Annotated in this window: 22 protein-coding genes; 9 read left to right on the top strand and 13 right to left on the bottom strand. The window is 50.6% G+C overall.

Annotated features, from left to right (window positions below; all coding sequences use genetic code 11):
- Positions 1-79 precede the first annotated feature (79 nt).
- A complete protein-coding gene (locus VNQ80_RS12960; RefSeq protein WP_325639244.1) occupies positions 80-1,777 on the top strand; it encodes a helix-hairpin-helix domain-containing protein in 1,698 nt (565 codons plus the stop codon).
- Here the strand turns inward: VNQ80_RS12960 and VNQ80_RS12955 are convergent.
- Together VNQ80_RS12955 and VNQ80_RS12950 are read right to left on the bottom strand one after the other, a co-directional pair.
- Positions 1,774-2,355, bottom strand: coding sequence for a hypothetical protein (locus VNQ80_RS12955; RefSeq protein ID WP_325639242.1), 582 nt, complete (start codon positions 2,353-2,355; stop codon positions 1,774-1,776). The genes VNQ80_RS12960 and VNQ80_RS12955 overlap by 4 nt on opposite strands.
- Positions 2,356-2,445: 90 nt before the next feature.
- Positions 2,446-3,600 carry a tetratricopeptide repeat protein gene (locus VNQ80_RS12950; protein ID WP_325639240.1) on the bottom strand — a complete coding sequence of 385 codons (1,155 nt, stop codon included), beginning with the start codon at positions 3,598-3,600 and terminating at the stop codon, positions 2,446-2,448.
- A 104-nt stretch (positions 3,601-3,704) separates the two neighbouring features.
- On the opposite strand from VNQ80_RS12950, the gene VNQ80_RS12945 reads away from it, so the two are divergent.
- Positions 3,705-4,010: a hypothetical protein gene (locus VNQ80_RS12945; RefSeq protein WP_325639238.1), complete on the top strand. Its 306-nt coding sequence runs from the start codon at positions 3,705-3,707 to the stop codon at positions 4,008-4,010.
- 321 nt (positions 4,011-4,331) lie between these two features.
- On the opposite strand, the gene VNQ80_RS12940 is transcribed toward VNQ80_RS12945, so the two are convergent.
- Positions 4,332-5,213 (bottom strand): hypothetical protein, encoded by an 882-nt coding sequence (locus tag VNQ80_RS12940; RefSeq protein WP_325639236.1) that lies wholly within the window; start codon positions 5,211-5,213, stop codon positions 4,332-4,334.
- A gap of 72 nt (positions 5,214-5,285) precedes the next feature.
- On the opposite strand from VNQ80_RS12940, the gene VNQ80_RS12935 reads away from it, so the two are divergent.
- On the top strand, positions 5,286-6,626 hold the full coding sequence (locus VNQ80_RS12935; protein WP_325639234.1) for an MBL fold metallo-hydrolase: 1,341 nt from the start codon (positions 5,286-5,288) through the stop codon (positions 6,624-6,626).
- Positions 6,626-7,123 carry a rhodanese-like domain-containing protein gene (locus VNQ80_RS12930; RefSeq protein ID WP_325639232.1) on the top strand — a complete coding sequence of 166 codons (498 nt, stop codon included), beginning with the start codon at positions 6,626-6,628 and terminating at the stop codon, positions 7,121-7,123. The genes VNQ80_RS12935 and VNQ80_RS12930 overlap by 1 nt, the downstream gene beginning before the upstream one ends.
- Before the next feature lie 12 nt (positions 7,124-7,135).
- Here the strand turns inward: VNQ80_RS12930 and trxB are convergent, their stop codons facing one another.
- The 7 genes from trxB to VNQ80_RS12895 form a co-directional block, all read right to left on the bottom strand.
- Entirely contained in the window at positions 7,136-8,092 is a 957-nt protein-coding gene (trxB, locus tag VNQ80_RS12925; protein ID WP_325639230.1) for a thioredoxin-disulfide reductase, read from the bottom strand.
- Between the two features lie 90 nt (positions 8,093-8,182).
- A complete protein-coding gene (locus VNQ80_RS12920; RefSeq protein ID WP_325639228.1) occupies positions 8,183-9,142 on the bottom strand; it encodes a 3'-5' exonuclease in 960 nt (319 codons plus the stop codon).
- A 318-nt stretch (positions 9,143-9,460) separates the two neighbouring features.
- A complete protein-coding gene (locus VNQ80_RS12915) occupies positions 9,461-10,756 on the bottom strand; it encodes a serine hydrolase domain-containing protein (RefSeq protein WP_325639226.1) in 1,296 nt (431 codons plus the stop codon).
- A gap of 49 nt (positions 10,757-10,805) precedes the next feature.
- Complete coding sequence (locus VNQ80_RS12910; protein WP_325639224.1) at positions 10,806-11,402, bottom strand: DUF1080 domain-containing protein; 597 nt, start codon at positions 11,400-11,402, stop codon at positions 10,806-10,808.
- Between the two features lie 120 nt (positions 11,403-11,522).
- Complete coding sequence (locus VNQ80_RS12905; protein ID WP_325639222.1) at positions 11,523-11,753, bottom strand: hypothetical protein; 231 nt, start codon at positions 11,751-11,753, stop codon at positions 11,523-11,525.
- Positions 11,754-11,756: 3 nt separating this feature from the next.
- Positions 11,757-12,140, bottom strand: a complete 384-nt coding sequence (locus VNQ80_RS12900; protein WP_325639220.1) for a hypothetical protein — start codon at positions 12,138-12,140, stop codon at positions 11,757-11,759.
- A gap of 16 nt (positions 12,141-12,156) precedes the next feature.
- Positions 12,157-12,705, bottom strand: coding sequence for a sigma-70 family RNA polymerase sigma factor (locus VNQ80_RS12895; RefSeq protein ID WP_325639218.1), 549 nt, complete (start codon positions 12,703-12,705; stop codon positions 12,157-12,159).
- A 221-nt stretch (positions 12,706-12,926) separates the two neighbouring features.
- Here VNQ80_RS12895 and VNQ80_RS12890 point away from each other — a divergent pair, with 221 nt between their 5' ends.
- A complete protein-coding gene (locus VNQ80_RS12890; RefSeq protein ID WP_325639216.1) occupies positions 12,927-14,870 on the top strand; it encodes a heavy metal translocating P-type ATPase in 1,944 nt (647 codons plus the stop codon).
- 123 nt (positions 14,871-14,993) lie between these two features.
- Entirely contained in the window at positions 14,994-15,875 is an 882-nt protein-coding gene (locus VNQ80_RS12885) for a sugar phosphate isomerase/epimerase family protein (protein ID WP_325639214.1), read from the top strand.
- An 11-nt stretch (positions 15,876-15,886) separates the two neighbouring features.
- Here VNQ80_RS12885 and VNQ80_RS12880 read toward each other — a convergent pair whose 3' ends face one another.
- Positions 15,887-17,761, bottom strand: a complete 1,875-nt coding sequence (locus VNQ80_RS12880) for a vWA domain-containing protein (protein WP_325639211.1) — start codon at positions 17,759-17,761, stop codon at positions 15,887-15,889.
- 255 nt (positions 17,762-18,016) lie between these two features.
- Here VNQ80_RS12880 and VNQ80_RS12875 point away from each other — a divergent pair, with 255 nt between their 5' ends.
- The 3 genes from VNQ80_RS12875 (at position 18,017) to VNQ80_RS12865 (ending at position 20,419) form a co-directional block, all read left to right on the top strand.
- Positions 18,017-18,478: a hypothetical protein gene (locus tag VNQ80_RS12875; RefSeq protein ID WP_325639209.1), complete on the top strand. Its 462-nt coding sequence runs from the start codon at positions 18,017-18,019 to the stop codon at positions 18,476-18,478.
- A gap of 83 nt (positions 18,479-18,561) precedes the next feature.
- Positions 18,562-19,137 carry a sigma-70 family RNA polymerase sigma factor gene (locus VNQ80_RS12870; protein WP_325639207.1) on the top strand — a complete coding sequence of 192 codons (576 nt, stop codon included), beginning with the start codon at positions 18,562-18,564 and terminating at the stop codon, positions 19,135-19,137.
- Positions 19,124-20,419: a carboxypeptidase-like regulatory domain-containing protein gene (locus VNQ80_RS12865; RefSeq protein WP_325639205.1), complete on the top strand. Its 1,296-nt coding sequence runs from the start codon at positions 19,124-19,126 to the stop codon at positions 20,417-20,419. Before VNQ80_RS12870 ends, VNQ80_RS12865 begins: the two co-directional genes overlap by 14 nt.
- Before the next feature lie 20 nt (positions 20,420-20,439).
- Here VNQ80_RS12865 and VNQ80_RS12860 read toward each other — a convergent pair whose 3' ends face one another.
- Complete coding sequence (locus tag VNQ80_RS12860; protein ID WP_325639203.1) at positions 20,440-21,330, bottom strand: DMT family transporter; 891 nt, start codon at positions 21,328-21,330, stop codon at positions 20,440-20,442.
- A 57-nt stretch (positions 21,331-21,387) separates the two neighbouring features.
- The gene (locus VNQ80_RS12855) at positions 21,388-23,466 is read right to left on the bottom strand and encodes a PQQ-binding-like beta-propeller repeat protein (RefSeq protein ID WP_325639201.1); all 2,079 of its coding nucleotides are present in this window, start codon (positions 23,464-23,466) and stop codon (positions 21,388-21,390) included.
- Between the last annotated feature and the right edge of the window lie 11 nt (positions 23,467-23,477).

Below are 23,477 nucleotides of genomic sequence, written 5' to 3'. Positions count from 1 at the left end.
TTTCAGAAACAACATTAACCGTATTGATATAGTGCAGGATTCGCTTTGACACCTGCCGGGAAATCCGTAATTTTCGGCGATGGATAACAAGAAAATCGCAAAAATATTCCGGCGATATGCCCAGCTGATGGAGCTGCATGGTGAAAATCCGTTCCGCACCAAGGCAATGGCAGCCGCAGCCTTCAAACTGGATAAACTGTCCTTTATAATTACACCCCAAACAATCAGCAAACTCAGCGAAGTGCCGGGCATCGGCCAACGTACGGCCGATAAGGTCAACACGCTACTGGCGAGCGGATCATTTCCCGAACTGGAAGCGTTAATAAACGCCACCCCCGAAGGTATTCTAGAAATGCTGACCATCAAGGGTCTTGGCCCAAAAAAAATAAAGGTTATTTGGCGTGATTTGGATATCGAATCGATCGGCGAGTTATATTATGCATGTAATGAAAACCGCCTCGTGGGAGCCAACGGCTTCGGATTGAAAACACAGCTTGAAATTAAACAGGCCCTTGAATTTTCCATCGCCAACAAAGGCTGGTTCTTATATGCCAACGCTGAATCGATGGCCGAATCGGTCATGGTGTCGGTACAGGAGCTTTTACCTCGTGGGCGTAAAATTGCGTTCACGGGCGATTTCCGACGAAAGTGCGAAGTGCTCCAGTCAATAGACTTAATCGCAGAAGCCTCCTTTGATGAACTCACTGCGGCAGTTACTAAAATCGACACGCTCTTGGTTGAAATCCCGAATGCTCCGGCTCCGCTGCTGGCCAAAAATGAAACCGGACTTACTTTCCGCTTTATCCCATCAGATGCAGACTCCTTCTCACGCCAGCTTTTGATAACCACCGGGTCTGACGAACATCTACGGCTATTGGACGAATTATTACCGGAACCGCAGCTGCCCGACTTCGAGTCGGAAGAAGCGATATACGCGTCGCTTGGGTTATCGTATATCGAGCCCGAACTGCGTGAGGGCAACAACGAAATCGTGCTGGCAACAACCGGTGCACTACCCATACTTATCAACTATACCGACCTTCGGGGAACACTTCACAACCACAGCACCTACAGCGACGGCGTAAACACACTCGAAGAGATGGCACGGTACTGTCGTGACGAATTGCGACTGGAGTACCTCGGTATCTGCGACCATTCCAGAGCAGCTGTATATGCCAAAGGGCTCGACATTGGGCGTGTTCAGGAACAGTGGGCGGAAATCGATGCGCTGAATGTAAACTTGGCACCGTTTCGTATTTTCAAAGGTATCGAATCCGATATCCTGGGGGACGGATCGTTGGATTACCCCGATGAAATTCTTGCTGGGTTTGATTTCGTCGTAGCTTCCATCCACTCCAACCTCAAAATGGATAAAGAACGGGCGACCAATCGGTTAGTCAAAGCCATAGAAAACCCTTATACGACCCTCATTGGTCACCCGACAGGGCGTTTACTGCTCAGCAGGACAGGTTATCAGCTAGACTATGAACGGATTATTGATACATGTGCCGCACATGGCGTGGCTATCGAGATCAATGCCAATCCACTCCGATTGGACCTCGATTGGCGCTGGCATCGCTATGCGATAGAAAAAGGTGTCATGCTATCCATCAATCCGGATGCTCACCGCAACAACGGCTTCCGAGACATGCAATACGGCGTGCACGTTGCCCGGAAAGGCGGGGTAGCGGCCCAACACTGTCTGAATACCCTTTCGGTTGAAGCGATAGCCGAATATTTCAATCAACAAAAACAACGAAAGGTAACAAGTTTTTAATCGAACTCCAGCTGCTTCTCGACATTGGCCACGACTACACCTTTCCATTTACCTTTTGCCTCAACGATGGTTCCCGTAGGCTGGCCTTCGAACGTGGCGGTGTAGGAGAGCTCGAATTCGTTAAAATAGACATTCATCATAAGTGTGAGCCGGGTATTTGGCGGTACGGCAATTGTATCGCGGAAATTAACTGTTGGGGCGAGCTGCGCGACCTCACTGCGGTACGGCCATTTCGCTTCGCCAACCGTAATCACACCATCATCCAATTGCAATGGCACGGCCACCTCCGGTTCCACACTGCCAAGCAGTGCAAACGCGTTATTATCGCTGCTCGTAAAAACAGAAGACTCCGTTAGGCCCGCCAAGGGATCAACGATCACCCGCTGGACAACACTGGTGCGATTAGCATACGTGACCGAGTGTAACGGACGTACAAACGTCTCCATTCCGTCCTCTTCCCCTACATCGTAAATGATTTGTTTCAACGAATAGGTGTCTGCAGCCGGATCGGGGGAATATTCTGTTTTTTCGCAGGAAAGCAGTGCAAGGGGAAGGAGCCAAAATAAGATTTTCTTCATTGCATAAGTACTTGGACTGACAGCAAACTTCGTGAATATCACCGGCATTTGCAATGTAAATTGGCGGTTTCCGGCAAAACGCACATACGGCTACTTCAACTCTTCAATGCGTCGCCGGGCATAATCCACGTAAATTTGCTGATCTTCCGGCAGCTGTAGTTCGACATATTGCCGGAAATACCGCAGGGCATTGCGCGCATCGCTCAATTTTTTGTCATATACAACAGCTAGGCTGTAATAATGCAAGGGAATGGTTTCAAACTGGAAGCTCCGTAAATAACTCTTCGCCGCCGCCGAGGGCTGATTGGCCAAATCGTGCAAATCAGCCTTACGACCGTAATAAAAAGCGGTATTCGGCGAGATAGCAAGCTCCAGCACCTTTTCCATACTCTCCAGTCCTTCTTCATATCGTTTCATTGCTTTATAGGCCATTGCCAGATAGTAATAATCTACCTCTCCCATCTGTTTGTAAACCGCCAATAGCCGGCTGTAGGTCTCTTCACAGTCCGCGAAATGTTGGGTATGGAAATAGCCTCGGGCCAATAGCACAAGTACCTCTCGACTCTCGTCGCCCAGCTCACCCAACCGTTCACCCAAGGTAACCACCTCTTCGTAGTGCTTCAATTTTTCAGCAACCTTGATCTTTCCCAACAGCAATAGACCGTTTTGCAGATCGTCGTCCAAGGCCAACTGCAGAACCGTATCCGCCCGTCCATACCGCTCTAAATCCATACATAACTGCGCAAAATCATAGGCAATATCACTGTTCGTCGGTTGGAGGCTATTTGCCCGTAACAGGTAATTGAAAGCAGCGGCGAGATCCCCATTCCTTTTTGTCAGTTCCGAAAGGGCGCGATAGGCGGCAACATGGTTACTATCCACGGCAACGATTCGTTGATAATAGCCGGCAGCCGAGGAATATCGCCCCCGCTTCACATGCAGGCCGGCCAAATTCATCAATGTGGAAACATTCAACGTGTCAAGCGCATAGAGCTGCTGATAATACCGCTCGGCTTCCTCATCGTCGCCCGCCATGCGATAACAATAACCCAACCTGTTCAGTATTGCCGGATCGGCTATTCTATCAGTATAGAAAGACCGCAAATAAGTGGCTGCTTCCCGATATTGCTGTGCCTGATATAATTCGAGTAACTTGTTATTATCCGGCTGCCTGTCTTGGGCGTAACCTACCCCATTACCCACACCAAACCAAAGCAATACGGCTATATATAAAACCCTCTTCATCGTATTGATTGTTTACAACTAAAACTTTCGCAATATAACTAATTAAATAGTTATACAAAACCTTTTTCGGTTTTTCTTGTTTTTGAAAAGTAAATGCTGATGTTATGGATAAATTGAAGAAATTTGAATTGATGGAGAAGATTGTCCGTGAATTGGATGATCTTAAGCGAAGCCAACAGGCTGTGTTGGAGAAAATCGGCAAAGTGGAAGTCGATAATATCGAGTTAGGCGACAGTCGCCTCGAAAAAATTCTCCCTGATATCTATCAGCGTACTGCTGAGAATATGGATGCGATTACCGATTTACTGGAAGCGTTTTCCGGCAAAACAGATGAATTTGCCGATAAGAATAACGTAGATGAGCTCCGCCAGCAACAAGAACTAGGCAACAACCCCCCAAATAATCCATAGACTTATCATCGCCAACCGTCGATGCTTATATCATCGCTAGCGATGATTATGGCGGTTAGTCAACCCATTTTTATGGCATGTAGAAATAAAAAGTCCCGGTTGGTTAACAACCGGGACTTTTTATTAAGTTTATAATTAGTTGGTTTTGTGCAATAAAAATATGGAAATTAAGCCGACGTCGTCAAATAATTTGCTTGAAAAATATCATACTAATTCTAGTTATAACCCTAACCCGCTGTTAATCAATATCAATTGCAACTGCTTTCCATCGAAGTAACCGTCAACAAACGTAACAACATCCTGAAGGCTAAACCATCTAGATCAAAAGCGCGGATAAAAATATAAAACAGGTTTGATGCCAAGTACCGCTTCACCCAAAGTAAAATACCCACTGCCATCACGCGCGAAAGTCATCGCCTCACCTTGCGGTTCTGCCTGATAGGGTTGTCGCATGGCCGGGCGACGGAGCATTTCGCCAACGGACTCATCAACCTTTCGGCGCCAATAAAACACTTCAAGTAAACTCTTCATGAGCACCTCGCTCCCATCCGGACTGATGGCTGCCGATGTAATGAAGGTGTGGGGCAATGTTCCAATTCTACGCAAGATCAATGTATCCGCGGTCAATTCAGGCAGCGTCGTGGTATATACCCCCACTTCCAGCTCCCGTTTACTCACTACATATAGCCGTTCGTCGAGCGGATCGAAGAACAGCGATTCCGCATCCCGCGGTCCATCCTCGTAGCGAAGCACGAATGATCGGGTTTGTTCAATCGGCAACATCGTTGCAGCCGTTGATGTTCCAATTGCCGGTTCTTTTATGACGTGCAGTTTGACGTGCTGCCGCTCGCCTCGGTTATCACCGATATCGCCGATGAGCAAGTAATAACATCCCTCACGTTCCATCAACCCGATATCTTCCCAGTCGTGCGCTAATACGCCTTGCAGATAATAGGTCGCTCGGTGATGCGCCGAATCATCGATCAGGAAAATCCGGGCCTCGTCGCCACTATCATTATGGGTCCAGAAATATCCCTCGTGTCTCCCCGACGCCACGAGTCCAGATGCCTCGTTGATTGCTGGATTGACTATGCGGCCACGGGCCTGCCGTTGGCCGAATACCGTAGTATGATCTTGACCGGCTGCCCATTCGGCAATGAACAAAAATACCAGCGATATGGCCAATGTCTTCCCTATCCACATGGTGCCAAAATACGAATTAATTCAACGCAAAAACATTTTCCATATCTTTGCGCATACAATTGTCATACGCAAATGGAGATACACCAGTTTTACGACGAAGGTTTGGCGCACGCGTCTTATGTGATAAGAGATGCAGGTCAAATAGCCTTAATCGATCCAGCACGAAACCCCGAACAATACCTCAACTTTGCCGAGCGACATGGTGCCGTAATCACAGCCGTGATCGAAACGCATCCACACGCCGACTTTGTAAGCTCACATTTAGAACTGCACCAAACGACCGGCGCAACATTGTATACCAGTGTTTTGGTGGATGCAGAATACCCTCACCAGCCTTTTAACGAAGGCGACCGCATTGCGTTGGGCAGCAGCTGGCTGGAAGCCATCAATACCCCAGGGCACTCGCCCGATAGCATCTGTATCTTACTCGTAGACTCGCACAACAAACCGCATGCGATATTCACTGGCGACACCTTATTTGTAGGTGATGTGGGCCGACCGGACTTGCGGGGACGGGTAGGCAATATCACCGGGGAAGCCGCCGCATTGGCACGGCAACTATACCGTTCTACGCGCGAAAAGTTAATGCGGCTTCCCGCAGACGTGGTGGTCTACCCCGCTCATGGTCCGGGTTCGCTGTGCGGAAAGCACATGGGTGATGCACGGCAGAGCACTATTGGAACCGAAATTAGCAGCAACTATGCATTGCAACCGATGGACGAAGATGAGTTTGTGACGTTAATCCTGGAGCAGCAACCCTTTGTACCGCGCTATTTCGAATATAACGTGATGCTCAACAAAAAAGGAGCACCGGCTTTTCAGGCCAGCATCGATGCGATTCCTACCTTCAGCGATTTGGCCATACATAACAACGGTATGCTTGTTGTGGACGGCCGCCCACAAGCACAGTTCCAATCGGGGCACCTACCCGGAGCCATCAACGTGCCCGACGGACTACGGTTTGAAACCTGGTTGGGAAGCATTGTCAATCCCGGTGAAGCGTTCTATCTTGTAGCCGAAGACACCCAGCAATTACAGGTGCTTGTAGAAAAAACAGCGAAGATCGGTTACGAACAGCAAGTAGCCGGCAAGGCATCGGCCACCGGCGGTCCCGTGCAGGGCGCGCTGTTTGACGAAATGCACTTTGCAAAAAACCAACCGGATTACACCATCGTCGATATCCGTAATCGTGAAGAAGTGAATGCCAACCCCATTTTCCCCAGCGCTATCCCGATACCGCTTCCCGAATTGCGGGAGCACGCACCGCATATTCCCACAGACAAGCCCATCGTGGTACATTGTGCGGGGGGCTATCGATCGGCCATCGGAACAAGTGTCATTGCGGCCGCATTACCCCATGCAACGGTAATCGATATGGGTACACGTATCCAGGACTTTAATCATGTAGGTTAATGTGGTCGTTATTCACCGTTTTATGTCTTACCTGCGGTAGCGGCATACAAGATTCAACCAGCAGTCCTGAGTTCAATGAGCGGTTGAATAATATCTACCGGCACAGCGTAAAGACCATTACCGCTGACGAGCTCAAACAGATGGTGAAACAGGGCGTTATTGTGCTCGACACGCGTGAGCGGGATGAATTTGACGTGAGCCATATCCGACATGCGAAACATGTCGGTTACATTTGGTTTGATATGCGTGAGATTTACGATATACCGAAGACCGATACCGTAGTGGTTTATTGCACCATCGGAAATCGTAGCGAACGGATTGGCGAAAAGCTAAAAAAAGCTGGTTATCAATATGTGTTCAACCTATACGGCGGGATTTATGAATGGGTAAACCTACGAAACCCCGTATATAATGCCAACGATGTGCAAACCACCGAAGTGCATGTATACGACAAAAACTGGTCACAGTGGCTCCGCCGCGGCACGCACGTGTACTAACAAATACATGGATTAATACGCTACTGAAAACTCCTTAGCAGCCAAGTACCTTTCAGCTTCTAGCGCAGCCATACAGCCGGTTCCGGCAGCGGTAACGGCCTGCCGGTATACGTGATCTTGCACATCACCACAAGCAAATACGCCCTCGATATTCGTGCGCGTGCTATCAGGCTGGGTAATCAAGTAGCCATTGGCATCCATATCCAGTTTCCCTTGGAACAGTTCGGTATTGGGTTTGTGACCAATGGCGACGAAAAAGCCTGTCACCGGGATGGTCTTCTCCTCCAACGACTGGTTGTTATATACCCGTATACCTGTCACGTTCTGGCCGTCGCCTAAGATTTCCTTGGTTTCCGTATGATAGTGAATTTCGATATTCGACGTATTCAGCACCCGGTGTTGCATGGCTTTCGATGCCCGGAACTCATCCCTACGCACCAGCATATGCACTTTGGCAGCCAGCTTCGCTAAGTACGTCGCTTCTTCAGCAGCGGTATCCCCTGCCCCCACGATAGCGACATCTTGTCCTTTAAAAAAGAAACCATCGCACACCGCACAGGCCGACACACCGAATCCGTTGTATTTTTGTTCGCTTTCAAGACCAAGCCACTTCGCTGTTGCACCTGTAGCAATGATCACCGTCTCAGCGGTGAGCGTCTTCTCGCCATCTACTACTACTTTGTGCACATCACCAGAGAAGTCCACCTCTGTTATGTAGCCAAAGCGCACATCCGTACCGAAACGTTCCGCCTGCTTCCGGAAATCTTCCATCATCTGTGGGCCAAGTATCCCATCGGCATAGCCGGGAAAATTTTCCACGTCGGTGGTCTGTGTAAGTTGCCCGCCTGGCACGATACCGGTATATACCACCGGCTTCAAATCGGCACGGGCAGCATAAATAGCTGCGGTATACCCAGCTGGCCCAGAACCGATAATCAGGCATTTTATATGTTCAGTTTCTTGTGACATCGTAATACGTAAAATGAATATACAAAAATACGGGTTTGCCCCCGTTTATCAATGGCTGTTTGTCAAGAATGCGTAAGGAATGGCCTGCGACTATTTGCTGAACTTCGCCTGTAGATCTTTCAGCATATCGTCCGTAATGGGCCCAGACTTCCGTTTCGGGCGCCCTTCCTGTGGTTGCCTACCGGCAGCCTGACTGTTGCGTTTAGACGGGTCGGTATCACGTGGCACATTGGCCGTTCCTTTCTGCTTCATCCGAAAGCGTTTCCACACCTTTTCCAAGCATTGCTTGGTATATAGCGGAAAATCCCCCTGCATCATCCATGAATAGTAGCTGGGTTCCATTGCGAAAACCGCCTCTACAGACCGCCCTTTATGCTTTCCGAAATTGAACACCTCTTCACCCTGTTCGTTGAATACCATCCGGCCAGCGAAATCTACCGGGCGGCTCAGGTTGGTAAAATGATGCAGGGCTTCTACATCGTTCACCACGGGGACTGACTTATTGCCCGCTTTGTCTTCCCACTCCGTATCTTGGTAGCGATCCAATTGCGACAGCAGCACGTCGTAGGTTGCCCGTACATCTGCTTCAGCACTATGTGCGTTATCAAGGCTCTTGCCGCAATAAAAGCGGTACGCAGCTTTCAACGTGCGTTGTTCCATCTGGTGGAAAATATTTTGCACGTCGACGAAAAAACGATCAGTTAGTGAAAACTCAACACCCGCACGGAGAAATTCCTCCATCAACATCGGGATGTCAAATTTATTCGAATTATAGCCGGCCAAGTCCGCATCGCCGAGGAATTCGGCTACTTCCATAGCCACTTCTTTGAATGTGGGTGCTTGCGCCACGTCTTCGTCGTATATTCCATGAATCAGAGACGACTCGAGCGGTATGGGTATTTCGGGATTAATTTTGAGTGTTTTCACGGCCTCGCTACCATCGGGAGATGCCTTCAAGATGGAAAGCTCCACGATCCGATCGGCCGATATATTTACTCCGGTAGTCTCCAAGTCAAAAAAAGCCAGGGGGCGTTTCAATTTAAGATTCATCTGTTATCTTTTGCTTTTAGTTGTCGGGCGAAGCCTTCGATGATTAACTAAATCACGTCTGGTTCATTCGGAAATCGTTTTCAAAACTATTTTATTGCAGGAAGTTTCAGGTACTATAGTATGTATTCGACATTCAACTAAAAATAATAATTCCCAACAGAATACCCACTACCATAATCAGATAAAGCAGCAGCTCACTTCCGGCAAATCGTTTATACTTCGTCCAAAAACTATAATCTTCCCTTTCCGGCTGTTTAACATCCATTGTGCGGCAAAGGTAAGGATATTTTTCTCATCCCTATGGGTTATCTTCATCCTTCAGTCATCAATCGATGCCCCTACCATCTGTCTGAATTTCCAGCTCGTCTGGTCGTTAGTGGGGCCTTGCGTCTGTTTCATGAGGATCCCGATTACACCTTCACTGGGGTCGGCAAAATACTGCGTATTGAAGTAACCGCCCCACACGAATGTACCCTCGCCGCCTAAGCCGCCTTTGGCCACCCCACGTGCCGTCAGCATCCCGAAAGCCAAGCCATAATCCTCTGCCTCGCCACCAAATAAGTTCCCCGTTTGGTTTGCCATGATAGTAGCTATTGTGGTGCGGCTCAATATACGAACGCCATTAAGTTCCCCGCCGTTGAGGTACATTTGCAAGAAGGTTGCATAGTCCTTCGCTGTACTGCTTAGGCCCGCTCCACCCGCAAAAAACGTCCGCGCGCCTTTAATGGGATAATCAGGGTCGTAAAACGTGTAAGGTAGCTTCTGCCATTGGCCGTCCACCTTTTGTTGTACGGTCACCAACCGGTCCGCTTTTCCGTCCGGCAGGTAAAACCACGTATCGTCCATACCTAGTGGATCGAAGAGCCTTTCGCGCAGAAAACGATCAAACGGCATGCCCGATACGATTTCGATGAGGTATCCCAGTACATCCAATCCCAAGCTGTACGTATAACGCTCGCCCGGATCGTGGTGCAGCGGTAGCTTTGCCAACTTCTTGACGAGGTCTCCGATACGGACCTCTTCGGTGACAAATATATCCGTGGCGTCGGCCTTTTGGTAAATCATTTTCATCCGCTCGTCGCCATCTATCATACTGTACCCCAGCCCGGATGTATGTGTAAGCAGGTGCCGTATGGTAATTTCCTTATTAGCCGGCCTGGTGGTATAACTAGTGTCGTCATACCTGAACGATTGCAGTACCTGCGGGTTCTTAAATTCGGGAATATATTTTGAAATCGGGTCATCCAATTGGAACTTTCCTTCCTCCCAGAGTATCATTACCGCCGTCGCTGTGATTGCCTTTGTTTGTGAGGCGATTCGGAAGATATCGTCGGTTTGCTGTTTGCGGCCGGCTTCGGTGTCGGCGTTACCGTAAGCTTTATGGTACACAATCTTGCCATTGCGAGCCACCAAGGCTACAACACCCGGTATCTGCCCCTCGGCAACCGATTCCTGTAGCATCGCGTCAATCCGCGCCAGCCGTTCTGAGGAAACGCCTACAGTACTTGGCGGCGCGGCGGTAAGCAGGGGTGATTTCTTAACTGATGGTGTCTGGGCCTGGAGCGACAGTGCCGCGGCAACAAACAAAAGGGATAGGGATGACAGGGATTTCATATCACTAGCTTACTATTGGTTATTAAGTTCCTCGCGCACGGAGCACCTTTTAAAGTTCCTTGATCGTTAGGTCTTTCCACCGCACCTTGATACCACCGCCATCGTGTATCTGGAGGGCAATAAATCCTTCTGCAGCGCCTATCTTTTCATCCGAAAGTTGTACCATCTTCTTCCCGTTTAACCAAGTGGTCACTTTATCACCCTTCGCCCGTATTTTCATGGTATTCCAGTCGTCTGCTTTCAGAATCTTTTCTTTTTCGGGGTCGGGCTGGATCAGCCAACCGCGACCATACGATTCATAAATGCCTCCAGTATGGTTGTTTGGCGGAGCCACTTCCACCTGCCAGCCCTCGATTTTCACACCCTCAATATCCGATCGGATAAACACCCCGCTATTTCCATTGGCTTCCAATTTGAAGCTTACCCGTAGTTCAAAATCTTTATAGGAGGTTTCTGTTGATAAATAGCCATATTGCTCATCCGGCCCACTTTCGCAAACCAGTTCGCCATTTTCAACATACCATTTCTCCGTACCGTGGATGGTCCACCCGGATAAGTCTTTGCCATTGAATAATGATTTGAACTGCGCGAAGGATACGATGCTAAGCATCAGCAGTAGTACCGTTAAATAATACTTTCTATTCATGATCGTCATATATATTTCGTTAGCGTTTCTATCTCGCGCTAAAGATAGTCAACAATACGTTCGTTGGTGCGCTGACATCCATATTTTTTTATTTTTACGCACGGGCAGACCACCTCATTATTATAACTCGTACTCCAGCTGCTCACAGGCAATGCCTACCCGCAGCAACAACTGCTCAACCGCTTCCGGCCGGAGACCGGCTGTCGCTTCGATCCGTAAAATCCGATCGCAATCGTCCAAATCGAAACTCCACCGTTTGATTGCGGCAACCGATCTGAATACACTTGCCGCTTGCTGCACATCGGCGTTCGTATGTACGCCAGTTTTGAATATAAATATTTCGGTCACCATCAATCAGTCCCTTTGTTGCGTTTCACCATCATCGGTTTTTCTATCCGGTTCGTCGGCCATACCCCCCCAGCAATGGGATCTTGAGCGCATATACGCACGTACACGCGCCTTGCCCTCCTCGTCCATTTGATCAAACTTGCGGCGCATCGCTTTTCTCCGCCATGGCGGGCCGCCCCTTCTTGGCCCACCACCACCGAAACCAAACAAAATTTTACACAAAAGGAAGAGTGCTAACGACTGCCATAGGTTGATGGCACTGACACCGAACAACACGGGTAGGGTATAATTCCACAAATGCATGACCAGGAAACCCACCAAAAAGAGGAAAGCTACCGCCATAACCGGAATAAGGACAAAGCGTATTTTGCTTCTAAACAACGTTTTCATATTTTATTTCTTTAAATTATTTATCTGTTAATTCATCGTAAAAAACTTTCAACCGTTTTCGTAAATGCAATACAGCATAGCGCTTACGCGACACCAGCTTCCCAATCGGCTCACCAGTAAACGCTGCTATTTCGGCGAAAGGGATTCGCTCCAACTCGTGCCATACAAATACATCCCGCTGTGCCGCTGGTAATTCTTCCAAAGCCCGGTGCATCTCGTCCCATACCACCCGTTCTTGATATTTGGCCTCCGGATTGCTATAGCCAGCCATGGGCATCTTTCCAAGCCATGCGTTTTCCATATCCCCGGGTGTGCCGTCCGCCCATAGCGATTCTTTTCTTTTCCGCCGCTTGTCGACAATCCGGTTTATGGCCACGCGGTAAAGCCAACCGCCCACCTGCTCTACCGGATGGGAATTGATGACAGCGCTCAGCCGGTACCAAACATCTTGCAGAATATCTTCGGCATCGGCATCGCTATTCACCCGTTTTCGGATAAAACCCAGTAAGCCCTTCCCGTAGGCCGTTATGGTAGCCGTGATTCTGCGTTGTTTTTCGTCGGTCATCTTTCCATGCGATTATTCATTCCATCCGCCAACCACCTCTATAGACGAACGAGGTCCAAAAACATTTCAAAAAAAAATTATTTTGTTTTCACCCTCGCATCGTACAATACACTTCAACGAGGCCGGTATGCTATTCGGACACAATATCATCGCTTAATCACCTGAACGATATCTGATAATTTACGTACCTTTGAATATGGTTGTTTGCATAACAATGTATTATGGGCAATGAGCATGCTGTGTCTTGCTGCGACACGTCTCATCCGCATGGCGAAGCCCATGTGCCTAATACCGATCGGTCTGCCTTCAGGCTTTTCCTACCTGCTACACTAAGCTTCATTTTACTACTATTGGGCCTTGCTTTTGACAACACTTGGCTCTCGCGGCCGGCGTTTTTCGAGAACTGGCTACGCTTGGCATGGTATGGCTTGGCCTATCTTCCGGTAGGTGGACCGGTTATCCGTGAAATGTTCCAAGCCATCGCCAAAAAGGAGCTTTTTTCGGAGTTTTCCCTGATGACCATCGCCACACTGGGGGCCTTTTTTATCGGTGAGTACCCCGAAGGGGTGGCCGTGATGCTTTTCTATACGGTAGGCGAAAACTTGCAGGGACTGGCGGTGCGCCGGGCCAAGGGTAACATCAAAGCATTGCTGGACCAGCGGCCCGATGAGGTCACCATCCGAGATGGCGATGGCCTGCGCACCATCAGGGCCGAGCAGGCCACCATCGGCCAGACCGTGCAGCTTAAACCCGGTGAAAAGCTCGCGCTGGACGGTGAGTTGATTTCGGAGCGTGCCTCGTTCAATACCGCCGCACTGACCGGCGAGAGCAAACCAGCTACGAAGGTAAACGGCGATACCGTACTGGCCGGCATGGTGAACCTAAATACAGTGGCCCAAGTACGTATTACCACGGCATATACAGATAGCAAGCTAAGCAAGATCATTACGTTAGTGCAAGAGGCGTCATCCCGCAAAGCGCCCACGGAGCTGTTTATCCGTAAGTTCGCCAAGGTTTATACGCCTATCGTTGTACTACTTGCACTACTCATCACCCTGCTGCCCGCACTGTTTGTGGCCGATTATGTATTTAACGATTGGTTATACCGCGCTTTGGTATTTTTGGTGATTTCTTGCCCCTGTGCGCTGGTCATCTCCATACCCTTAGGCTATTTCGGCGGCATCGGTGCTGCCAGTAGGCATGGCATCCTCTTCAAGGGTGGCAACTTTCTCGATACGTTGGCACATATCCGGCACATCGTGATGGATAAGACGGGTACGCTCACTAAGGGCGTTTTCCGGGTCCAGGAAGCCGTGATCGCGGATTCGCTCGACCGTTCGACCATCCTCCGCTGGGCCAACGCTCTGGAAAGCCATAGCACGCATCCCGTGGCCACGGCTATCCACGAATACGTCGGTGCCGTCGATCGGTCCGTACCATTGGAAGAGGTAGAAGAAATCGCCGGGCTCGGCATGGTGGCTGTGGCCGAGGGGAAGCAGTTGCTGGTGGGCAGCTTCAAGCTGCTCGACCGGTTCGGGATCCGGTACGACGTCGATACGCGAACCCTTACGGATACAGTGGTGGCAATGGGCTACGATGGCCGCTTTGCCGGATACCTGATCATCGCCGATGAAATAAAGGCAGACGCCGGGGAAGCCATCAATCAGTTGAAAGCACTCGGCATTACCCCTACCATGCTCAGCGGCGACCGGTCGGCCGTTGTGCAGTCCGTGGCCGCCGCGCTCGGCATCTCCGAGGCGTATGGCGACCTACTTCCCGCCGACAAGGCCAACAAGATAAAGGAAATGAAAGCCGCGAACCGCGGCATCGCTTTCGTGGGCGATGGGGTAAACGATGCTCCCGTGGTGGCCCTTAGCGACGTGGGGATTGCCATGGGTGGATTGGGTAGCGACGCCACCATTGAAACCGCTGACGTGGTGATCCAAGACGACCGTCCAAGCAAGATTCCAACGGCAATACGCATTGGTCGCGCTACACGCCGCATCGTTTGGCAGAATATAATTCTCGCTTTCACGGTGAAAGCTATCGTACTTACACTCGGCGCGGGCGGACTGGCTAACATGTGGGAGGCTGTTTTTGCCGATGTGGGCGTTGCCTTGTTGGCTATTGGCAACGCTATCCGTATCCAGCGGATGCGATTCTAATTCGTTTTATTAAATTTGTACGAACACCAATGATAACTTATGAACCCAGCATAATTAATCCGCCAGCTAGCGGATTAATCATCAAAGGCTCCATCTGACAACTAAAAAAGCAAAAATAACCAGATGAAACATCCTATTGACAGAAAACAGTTTCTCCAAACCATGTCACTACTGGCCGGCTCGTCCTTAGTCCCCATGGAAACTTGGGCCGCTCTTGGTGCCAAGCCTGCCAGCAAAATGAAACTCGGGCTGGTTACTTACCTGTGGGGCAAAGATTGGGATGTGCCCACCCTCATTGCCAACTGCACGGCCACGGGGTTGACGGGTATCGAACTGCGTGTAGACCATGCGCACGGGGTTTCTCCCGAACTAAGCAAACACGAGCGGCAGCGGGTCAAGGACCAATTCAGCAACAGTGCGGTGCAATGCATCGGTATGGGTACCAACGAACAATACGATTTTCCCGACCAGCAACGACTCCAAGCATCCGTTGCGCGCACCAAGGAATTTATTCAGCTGAGTGCTGATATTGGTGGCACGGGCGTGAAAGTAAAACCCAATGCCTTCCATGATGGCGTACCGCGCGAAAAGACAATGGCGCAGATTGGCGCAGCACTGAATGAACTGGCCGCTTACGCCGCCGACTTCGGGCAGCAACTCCGCCTCGAAGTACATGGCAATGAAACGCAGGACCTCCCCAACATCAAAACCATCATGGACCATGCGGACCACCCCAATGCCACCATCTGCTGGAATTGCAATCCGCAGGACCTCGACGGGCAGGGCTTCCAATACAACTTCGACTTGGTGAAAGACCGCTTTGGCGATACGGTACATGTGCGCGAGCTCGACCGTACAGACTACCCCTACCCCGCGTTGCTGGAAAACCTCACCCGCATGGGATATGCCGGGTGGATATTGCTAGAGTGCCACACTGACCCGGCCGACAAGGTGCAATCCATGCGGGAACAACGTACGATTTTCGACCGCATGACATCCGCATAAGGGCAGCGGGGTTACTCACTCCCCACTGCCAATTCGTTACTTTTCGCCAGGAGCTTCACACTTTCTGCCAGCCGGATAAACTCCGCCCGGTAGCCTTCGTCATCTGCTCCTTTAGCGCCTTTGGCCCGGGCAATCAGCTGGTCATAGTTTGCCTGCTGTTTGTAGTCCGAATCGCGCAGCAGCATGCCCAATTCGGCCACGGCGCTGGCAAACCGGAAATCAATAGAAGCTTTAGCCAGCTCCAGCGGCCGGCCCGCCACGACCACCTGCTGCAAACGGCTCTTTTCACCATCGGGATCTTTATAGCGGAACTTGACCGTAGCCACCTCATTGCTATTCCCCGCTACGTGCCGCTCTTTTGTCTTTTGGTATTTCAGTGGATCCACATCGCCGGGGTAGTTGCTCTTTACCCCTATCGGCACGATTTCATAAAGCGCGGTTACGGTATGGCCTACGCCCATGTCGCCGCCCAATTTCTCATCATTGTTAAAATCTTCTTTTTCCAATAGTCGATTTTCATATCCCAACAGCCTGTACGCTTGCACCTTGCCCGGGTTGAATTCTACCTGTACTTTCACATCTTTAGCCGCCGTAAACAGCGTACCTCCAAACTCGGTTACCATTGCTTTGCGGGCTTCGGTGATGTTGTCGATATAAGCATAATTCCCGTGCCCCTTATTGGCCAACAGCTCCATCTTGCTGTCCTTGAGGTTGCCCATGCCAAAACCCATCACGGATAAGCTTACACCTCGCTGCCGTTCTTTGGTAATGAGCTGCTCCATATCGTCATCGGTGGAAGGTCCTACGTTAAAATCACCGTCTGAAGCAAGAATAATACGGTTGTTTCCCCCTTTTATGAAGTGCTGCTGTGCTGTGCGGTAGGCCAATTGAAGACCAGCACCACCGGCCGTCATTCCACCGGCGGTCAACGCATCAATCGCATCCTTTATTTTGGTTTTCTGATTACCGGGAGTACTCTCCAAGGCTACAGTTGTCGACCCGGCATAGGTTACAATGGCCACATGATCATTATCGCGCAATTGATCGACCAACATTTTCATCGATGCCTGAGCCAACGGTAGCCTGTTTGCACCCATCATCGATCCCGATACATCAATAAGGAATACAAGGTTGGATGGTGGTAGTTTATCGGTAGGCATCGACTTGGCTTTCAACCCGATGCGCAACAAATAATGCTTGGGGTTCCAAGGCGCGGTTGCCAGTTCGGTATGGATGGCCACCGGTTCATTGGTCGACGGTCCTTTGAGGTCATACTGGAAATAATTGACCATTTCTTCAATCCGCACGGCATCAATGGGTGGCAACTGCCCGTTGTTGACGAAACGGCGGAAATTGCTGTATGAGGCGGCATCCACATCGATAGCGAATGTTGACAGGGCTTCATCCAGTGGATCATGGAATTTATTTTCGGCAACGCCGTTGTATGATTCTGTATTGATCGGCTGTCGTATACGACCTACCAGTGCATAAGTCCGCGACACGACGGGCGTTCCAAGGCCCGCGACACTCCCCACCAATTCCGTCTTCGCCTGCGTTCCGTAACCAACCACAACTACCTCATCAAGCTTTTGTTTGGACGGGGCCAGCTTTACATCCATCACATCGTCCTTCCCAACGCGTATACGTTCTGTATCATAGCCGATATAGCTAAATACAAGATATTGCCCCTTTTCTGCGGCAACGGTATAATATCCCTTAACATCCGTTTGGGTGCCTACCCCGGCACCTTCTACAGTCACAGCAACGCTTGCTAATGCCGCGCCCGTCTGTTTATCATAGACTTTACCGCTAACCTGACGTAGCGTATCGGTGCGATGTCCAACCAGAGACAGCGATAGCACCATTGCAACAACGATTGTTTTCATCTGCTTAAATTTTTCTTTAGTGGTGATGAAGCTGTCATGGTTTAATCATTTCCCTGTGTAGTTTTTGAAAACCATGACGGTTTCATAACGTGTTAATTTTGGCGAAGGATGCACAGCCCGTTAGGTTTCCATAAATGGAAAAAATATTTTTATGAGCAGTTATTGCAAAAAATAAAAAATCCACGCAACCTTTTTCTCGCTGTGGTCGTCTGCACTAATAAAGCGGTGTCGGAATATCCTAAATTAAAAAGAACGATGATGACGAACAAAAAGAGCAGTATCAAAATAACCCAGTTACTTTTCACCTATCTGCTGTTAATCCCTGTGTTGCTGTCTGGCGGGTGTGTAGCGAGATTTTCCACAAACGAAGCCGGCAAACGCAACCTGACTATCCGCAATACAGATCCGATGACGTATTACCTTGATCCTTATTTCCGAGATGAGCAAAGGAAGATAGATACATTGCCGGATTATGATTTCGTTTCCAATACCAGGTGGATGCTGGTCAACGAATCGGGAGCGCCCACAATGCTAACATTAATCAATGATAATCGCGAAACAAACGATAGTGTCGTGAAATACGACTTTCCGCTTAACAAAAAGAGAAACAAAATCAATTTTTTCAAAATGGAAACGGGTAGCTATCACGGCGAATTAAAGCGGGGTGACCTGGTGCGGCGATTCCAACTGTCTATAAGCGATTGCCCTGCCCAGTAAACGATAACCCAATGGTGTGAGACCGGTTTAAGAAGCCATTGATATTTCGGGAAGCCGGAAAAAAGATTTACTTTCACCCACCCATGGGCGGATTTGGCACACCAAAAAAAAACATCGATGACGATGTACTCCTCCGGAGTTATCGCGACACTGGCGATTTGGCGGTGCTTGGCGAGTTGTTCCATGCCCATGCCGAAATGGTCTACTACGTGTGCATGCGTTACCTTAAGGATAGTGAGCGCAGCAAGGACGCGGTGATGCAGATTTTTGAGGAACTCATCCATAAGGTCAATAAACAGGAAATCCAGCGCTTCGGCAGTTGGCTATACGTACTTAGCCGAAACCATTGCCTTATGCAGCTGCGTGCTGAGAAAAACAGGCATCACATTTCTATCGATGAATTTGTGGAATTTCCCCTCGCCGTGCATCCCGAGGACGAGGCGGGTGAAAAAGAACAGCAACTCACGGCGCTCGAACGCTGCATGGATCAGCTACCTGAAAAACAAAAACGTAGTGTAGATTTGTTTTTCTTAAATGAGAAGTGCTATAAGGAAATAGCCGAATTGACCGGATATAGTTTAAAAGAGGTAAAAAGCTACATCCAGAATGGCAAACGGAATTTAAAATTGTGCATGGAGGCCAACCATGGAAAAGGGTAAAGTGGATTTGGAATTGATCAGGCGGTATGTCCGCGGGGAGCTAACTCCTCGCGAAATGTACGCGTTGGAACGGCAGGCACAGGATGACCCGATGTTCATGGATATCATCCTCGGTATGGAACAGGAAGCGCCGCAAGTGCACGGTGATAACCTTGCCGATATCCGCAAGCGCATTGCCGAACGTTCCCGTCGGCCACGCGCAGCCTCACGCCGCCTCATGCCTGCACAACGATGGGCAATCGCCGCATCAATATTGGCCGTGCTCACTGTGGGTATGTGGTGGTTCATCCGCGACGACACCCTAGCACAACGTGAAGCCACGGTTGCGGCCACGCCACAGGAAGTGCCACAACAAGCCGCCCCGGAAACAGCACCATCGCCCGAACAAGCATCCCCTACCGAGGAAAGGACAGCTGATGCTGCGCCGCAGCCGGCACGTACAGCCCCTCCGGTGAGTGCGGCTACATCAGCGGAACGTGTAGAAAAGAAAGCGGCACGGCTGGCCGTGACCACGCCGAAATCCGACAACGATACAGCCCCGGTGGATTCAATTGTCGTTGTTAGCTTTGGCACACAAGCAAAATCAGCAATTATCGGATCAGTGGCCCGCACCGCAGCTGCAGAAGTGAACACCCCCGTCAGGGTCAACGAACAGGCCTTTGCGGGCCGCACCGATGGCATCCGCATTCGCGGCACCAGCATTCAGCAGCACGTGCCCCGACCCCGCGTAAGTGGAAAAGTGGTCGACCAGGAAACTCAAGAACCCTTGGCGGGTGTCACTTTACAAACTACCGACGGCCAACGGGTTGCTACCGATGCGCTAGGACGATTTACACTTCCGGACACTTCACGTACGCTGATTTCGCAGTATATCGGCTATGAGCAGCAAACGCTCGATATTACCGGACTGGATACCCTAACCATCGCACTTAAGCCCACTGATGTAGGCCTCGATGAAGTGGTGGTGGTCGGCTATGGTACTGGTAAGCGTCAAACCCCAACGGTGAATGTAAGTCGCCCTGAAAAAAGCGAACCCCAGCCCAAGGGCGGTTGGCCAGCTTATCGGCAATACCTGAAAAACGCCATGAAATTAGCAGACGACCAGGGCTCCGTCGAATTGGCATTTAAGGTCGACGATGAGGGTCGCCCTACCGCGGTAACCGTTACCGAGACCACCAACGAGAAACTCAACGCGTTTGCAACGCTTATCGTTCGTGACGGACCACGTTGGCTACCCGGTGAAAATGATGAACGTAACGTTACGTTGCTGATCACGTTTTGAAAGATAACTTGCTTCCTAAGCTACGGCTTTCTGTCGATTGCAAGCAGAAACACCGTTGCCACAACCAGCATCGCGCCCAGCCAGTCAACCGCCTGAAATGGAACGCCAAGCCACAAAACAGCAATTAATGTAGCCGACAAGGGCTCTGCCGAGGTAAGCAAGCTGGCTTTCTGTCCGCCAATGATTTGCACGGCCCGTAGGTACATATAAAACGGGATCAACGTACCAAACACCACGACGAACAGGACGTTCAACCGCGCGTACACGTCCCATATGCCATCAGCTTGCCATGGAACCTTAACGAATGAAATGACCACACCACCGATAAATAGCCCCCAGCCGATCACACTCACTGCACTGTATTTGCGGAGCAATTTTCCCGGCATGAGGGTATATAATGCTAAACTAACGGCAGAAGCTATACCCAAAACAAGTGCTAAAGGCGATATCGCCAACGTATCCAATCGGCCGTGCGTTACAAGAAGGAATGCACCCAATATTCCAGAAAGAACGGCCAGATAACCGAAAAGGTTGAGCCGTTTGCCATACCGCGCAGCCAGGTAGATGGCAATCATCACGGGTGCCGAAAATTGCAGAATAGTGGCCGTGGCCGCATTGGAATGTTTTATGGCTGCAAAATAGGTATATTGCACAGTCAACATGCCCGCAATACCGAATACGAGTAACCGCAGGCGATCCCCTCTTTCGTGCCAAATACCCCAGACATGGCTATCTTTTTGGAAAATACCCAAAAGCAGCAGCAGTGAACCCGCACTGAGCATCCGCACGGCCATGAGCCACTCCACACCCACGGCGCGCTGCTGGAACAGAAATTGACCGGCCGTACCGGAGACACCCCATAACGTGGCGGCAAACAATGCCATGGCCACCCCTTTTGCGTGCGCATTCATTACGGCAAAAGTAGACTGAAAATTCCACATTCCAGTATGCTGTAGCCCCCCGAATTTTCAGGGTAGCGCAAATGCCACATAGCTGTCTCCCCCGCGCGTACCCAGCTTCGTACCGCCGCATGCAATAACGACATATTGCTTTCCAGCTATCGAATAGGTTGCTGGCGTAGCAAAGCCCGCGGCGGGTAGTTCATAATCCCACAACAGGCGGCCCGTTTTCCGGTCGAACGCCCGGAACATATTATCCCGGGTGGCAGCGATGAATAACAATCCGCCTGCGGTCACTATCGGCCCGCCGTAGTTTTCCGTTCCCGTTATCGGGATACCACGTGCGGTTAGCTCGCTATGCTCACCCAACGGGATCTGCCAGATATGCTGTCCGGCATTCAAGTCAATTGCCGTCAATGTGCCCCACGGCGGTGAAATCGCCGGGTAGCCGGCCCCGTCCAGAAATTTGTTGTAACCGTTGAACGTATAAGGCACCTCGGGCACTTCTTCCTGGTTAGCCGATACGACTTCGGTTTTTTCTTCACCGAAAAGATAGCCGATGATGGCCTGCTGCTCCCGTTTATTGATCTGCGCAAAGCCCGGCATCATCCCTTTGCCGGCAGCGATCAGGGTGGCGATTTCCGTCCGCGACATTTTTTCTTTCAGTCCCCGTAGCCCCGGATACCCACTTGCCGGGCTACCCGAAAAGTCAGCTTGGTGGCAGGTGGCACAGTGAGCAGTGTATAGCTGTTGGCCGGTTATGACACCCCCAGATTTGGCAGGTATCCGCGGACTGAGGCTGAATAGCCAAGCCATCTCGTTGGAATTGACGTACATGATGCCGTCCGTATCGACGGCGGCACCCCCCCACTCCGCACCGCCGTCGGCCCCCGGGAAAAGGATGGTCTGGTTCAGTTCTAACGGGTGGTACAGCCCCTTATTGGCGTTGTCATATATGCGAAGAATGGAATCGCGACCCGCGGCGAAGGTATTGATGTCTTCCCGGTGTAACACTTGCCGCGCAAAAGGCTGTGGCAAACGAGGTATCGGCTGGGTAGGCCACGTCTCCTCACCAGGCAGGGTAGAGGCCGGAACAGGCACTTCGTCGATCGGAAAAATCGGGGTGCCATCTTCGCGGTCGAACACAAAGACATGCCCCGACTTGGTAACTTGGGCAACGGCGTCAACCTTCTTACCGTCTATGGTCAGTGTCACCAAATTGGGTGGTGCGGGCAGGTCGCGATCCCACACATCATGGTGTACCATTTGATAATGCCACACGTACTCGCCCGTCGCCGCCCGTAGCGCCAACAGGGAGTTGGCAAACAGGTTCTGCCCTTTCCGATTGCCCCCATAAAAGTCGAAAGCCGCCGAACCCGTAGGGACATATACGATTCCCCTTTCCTCATCCAGCGCCATCCCGGCCCAGTTGTTCGCCCCACCAATTACGGGGTTTTCATGCGCCCCCGCAGGCCAAGTGTCGAAACCCCACTCACCCGGTCCCGGTATGGTCCGGAACACCCATTCCAACGCACCTGTGATGACGTTGAATGCCTGTATAAACCCGGGTGCGGCATCCACACCTTCACTCACCCGGATGGGCATGATGATTAAATCATTGAATATGGTACCGGGCGTCGTGGAAGCCACAAACTTGTCAGCGGCAGCTTCCCCCAACCCCGACCGTAGGCTTACACGGCCGTTATCGCCAAAGGTAGGTATGGGCAGGCCCGACTCGGGATCAACCGCATAGAGCCACGACTGGAACGCATACATAAGCTGCTGCCGGTCGCCCTTTCGCCAATACGCTACGCCACGGTTCACATTACTTGGCCCTGTCCGCTCCGGTACAAATTGCCACAGTTCCTCACCCGTGGCGGCATCCAGGGCAAAGAGGTAATTGGAAGCCGTGACGCCATATAACCGTCCGTCGATAATCAATGGATTACATTGCACCTGCCCGGTATCGCCCGAGTGGTAGGTCCAGGCAACACGAAGGGATTGCACGTTAGTGGTGTCAATTTGCGACAATGCCGAGAAATGGTTACGCCCGTGATTGCCCAGGTACGTAGGCCAGCCTTCATCGCGAATGTGCTTGGGGTCACATCCCGTTAGTCCACACAGCATAAATCCGATGGCGAGAGCCACGATTGTACATT

The sequence above is a fragment of the Parapedobacter sp. genome (assembly GCF_035556095.1).
In the GTDB taxonomy this organism is placed as follows: domain Bacteria; phylum Bacteroidota; class Bacteroidia; order Sphingobacteriales; family Sphingobacteriaceae; genus Parapedobacter.
The sequence above is the reverse complement of the archived record's forward strand: the minus strand, read 5'-3'. Positions and strand labels throughout refer to the sequence as shown.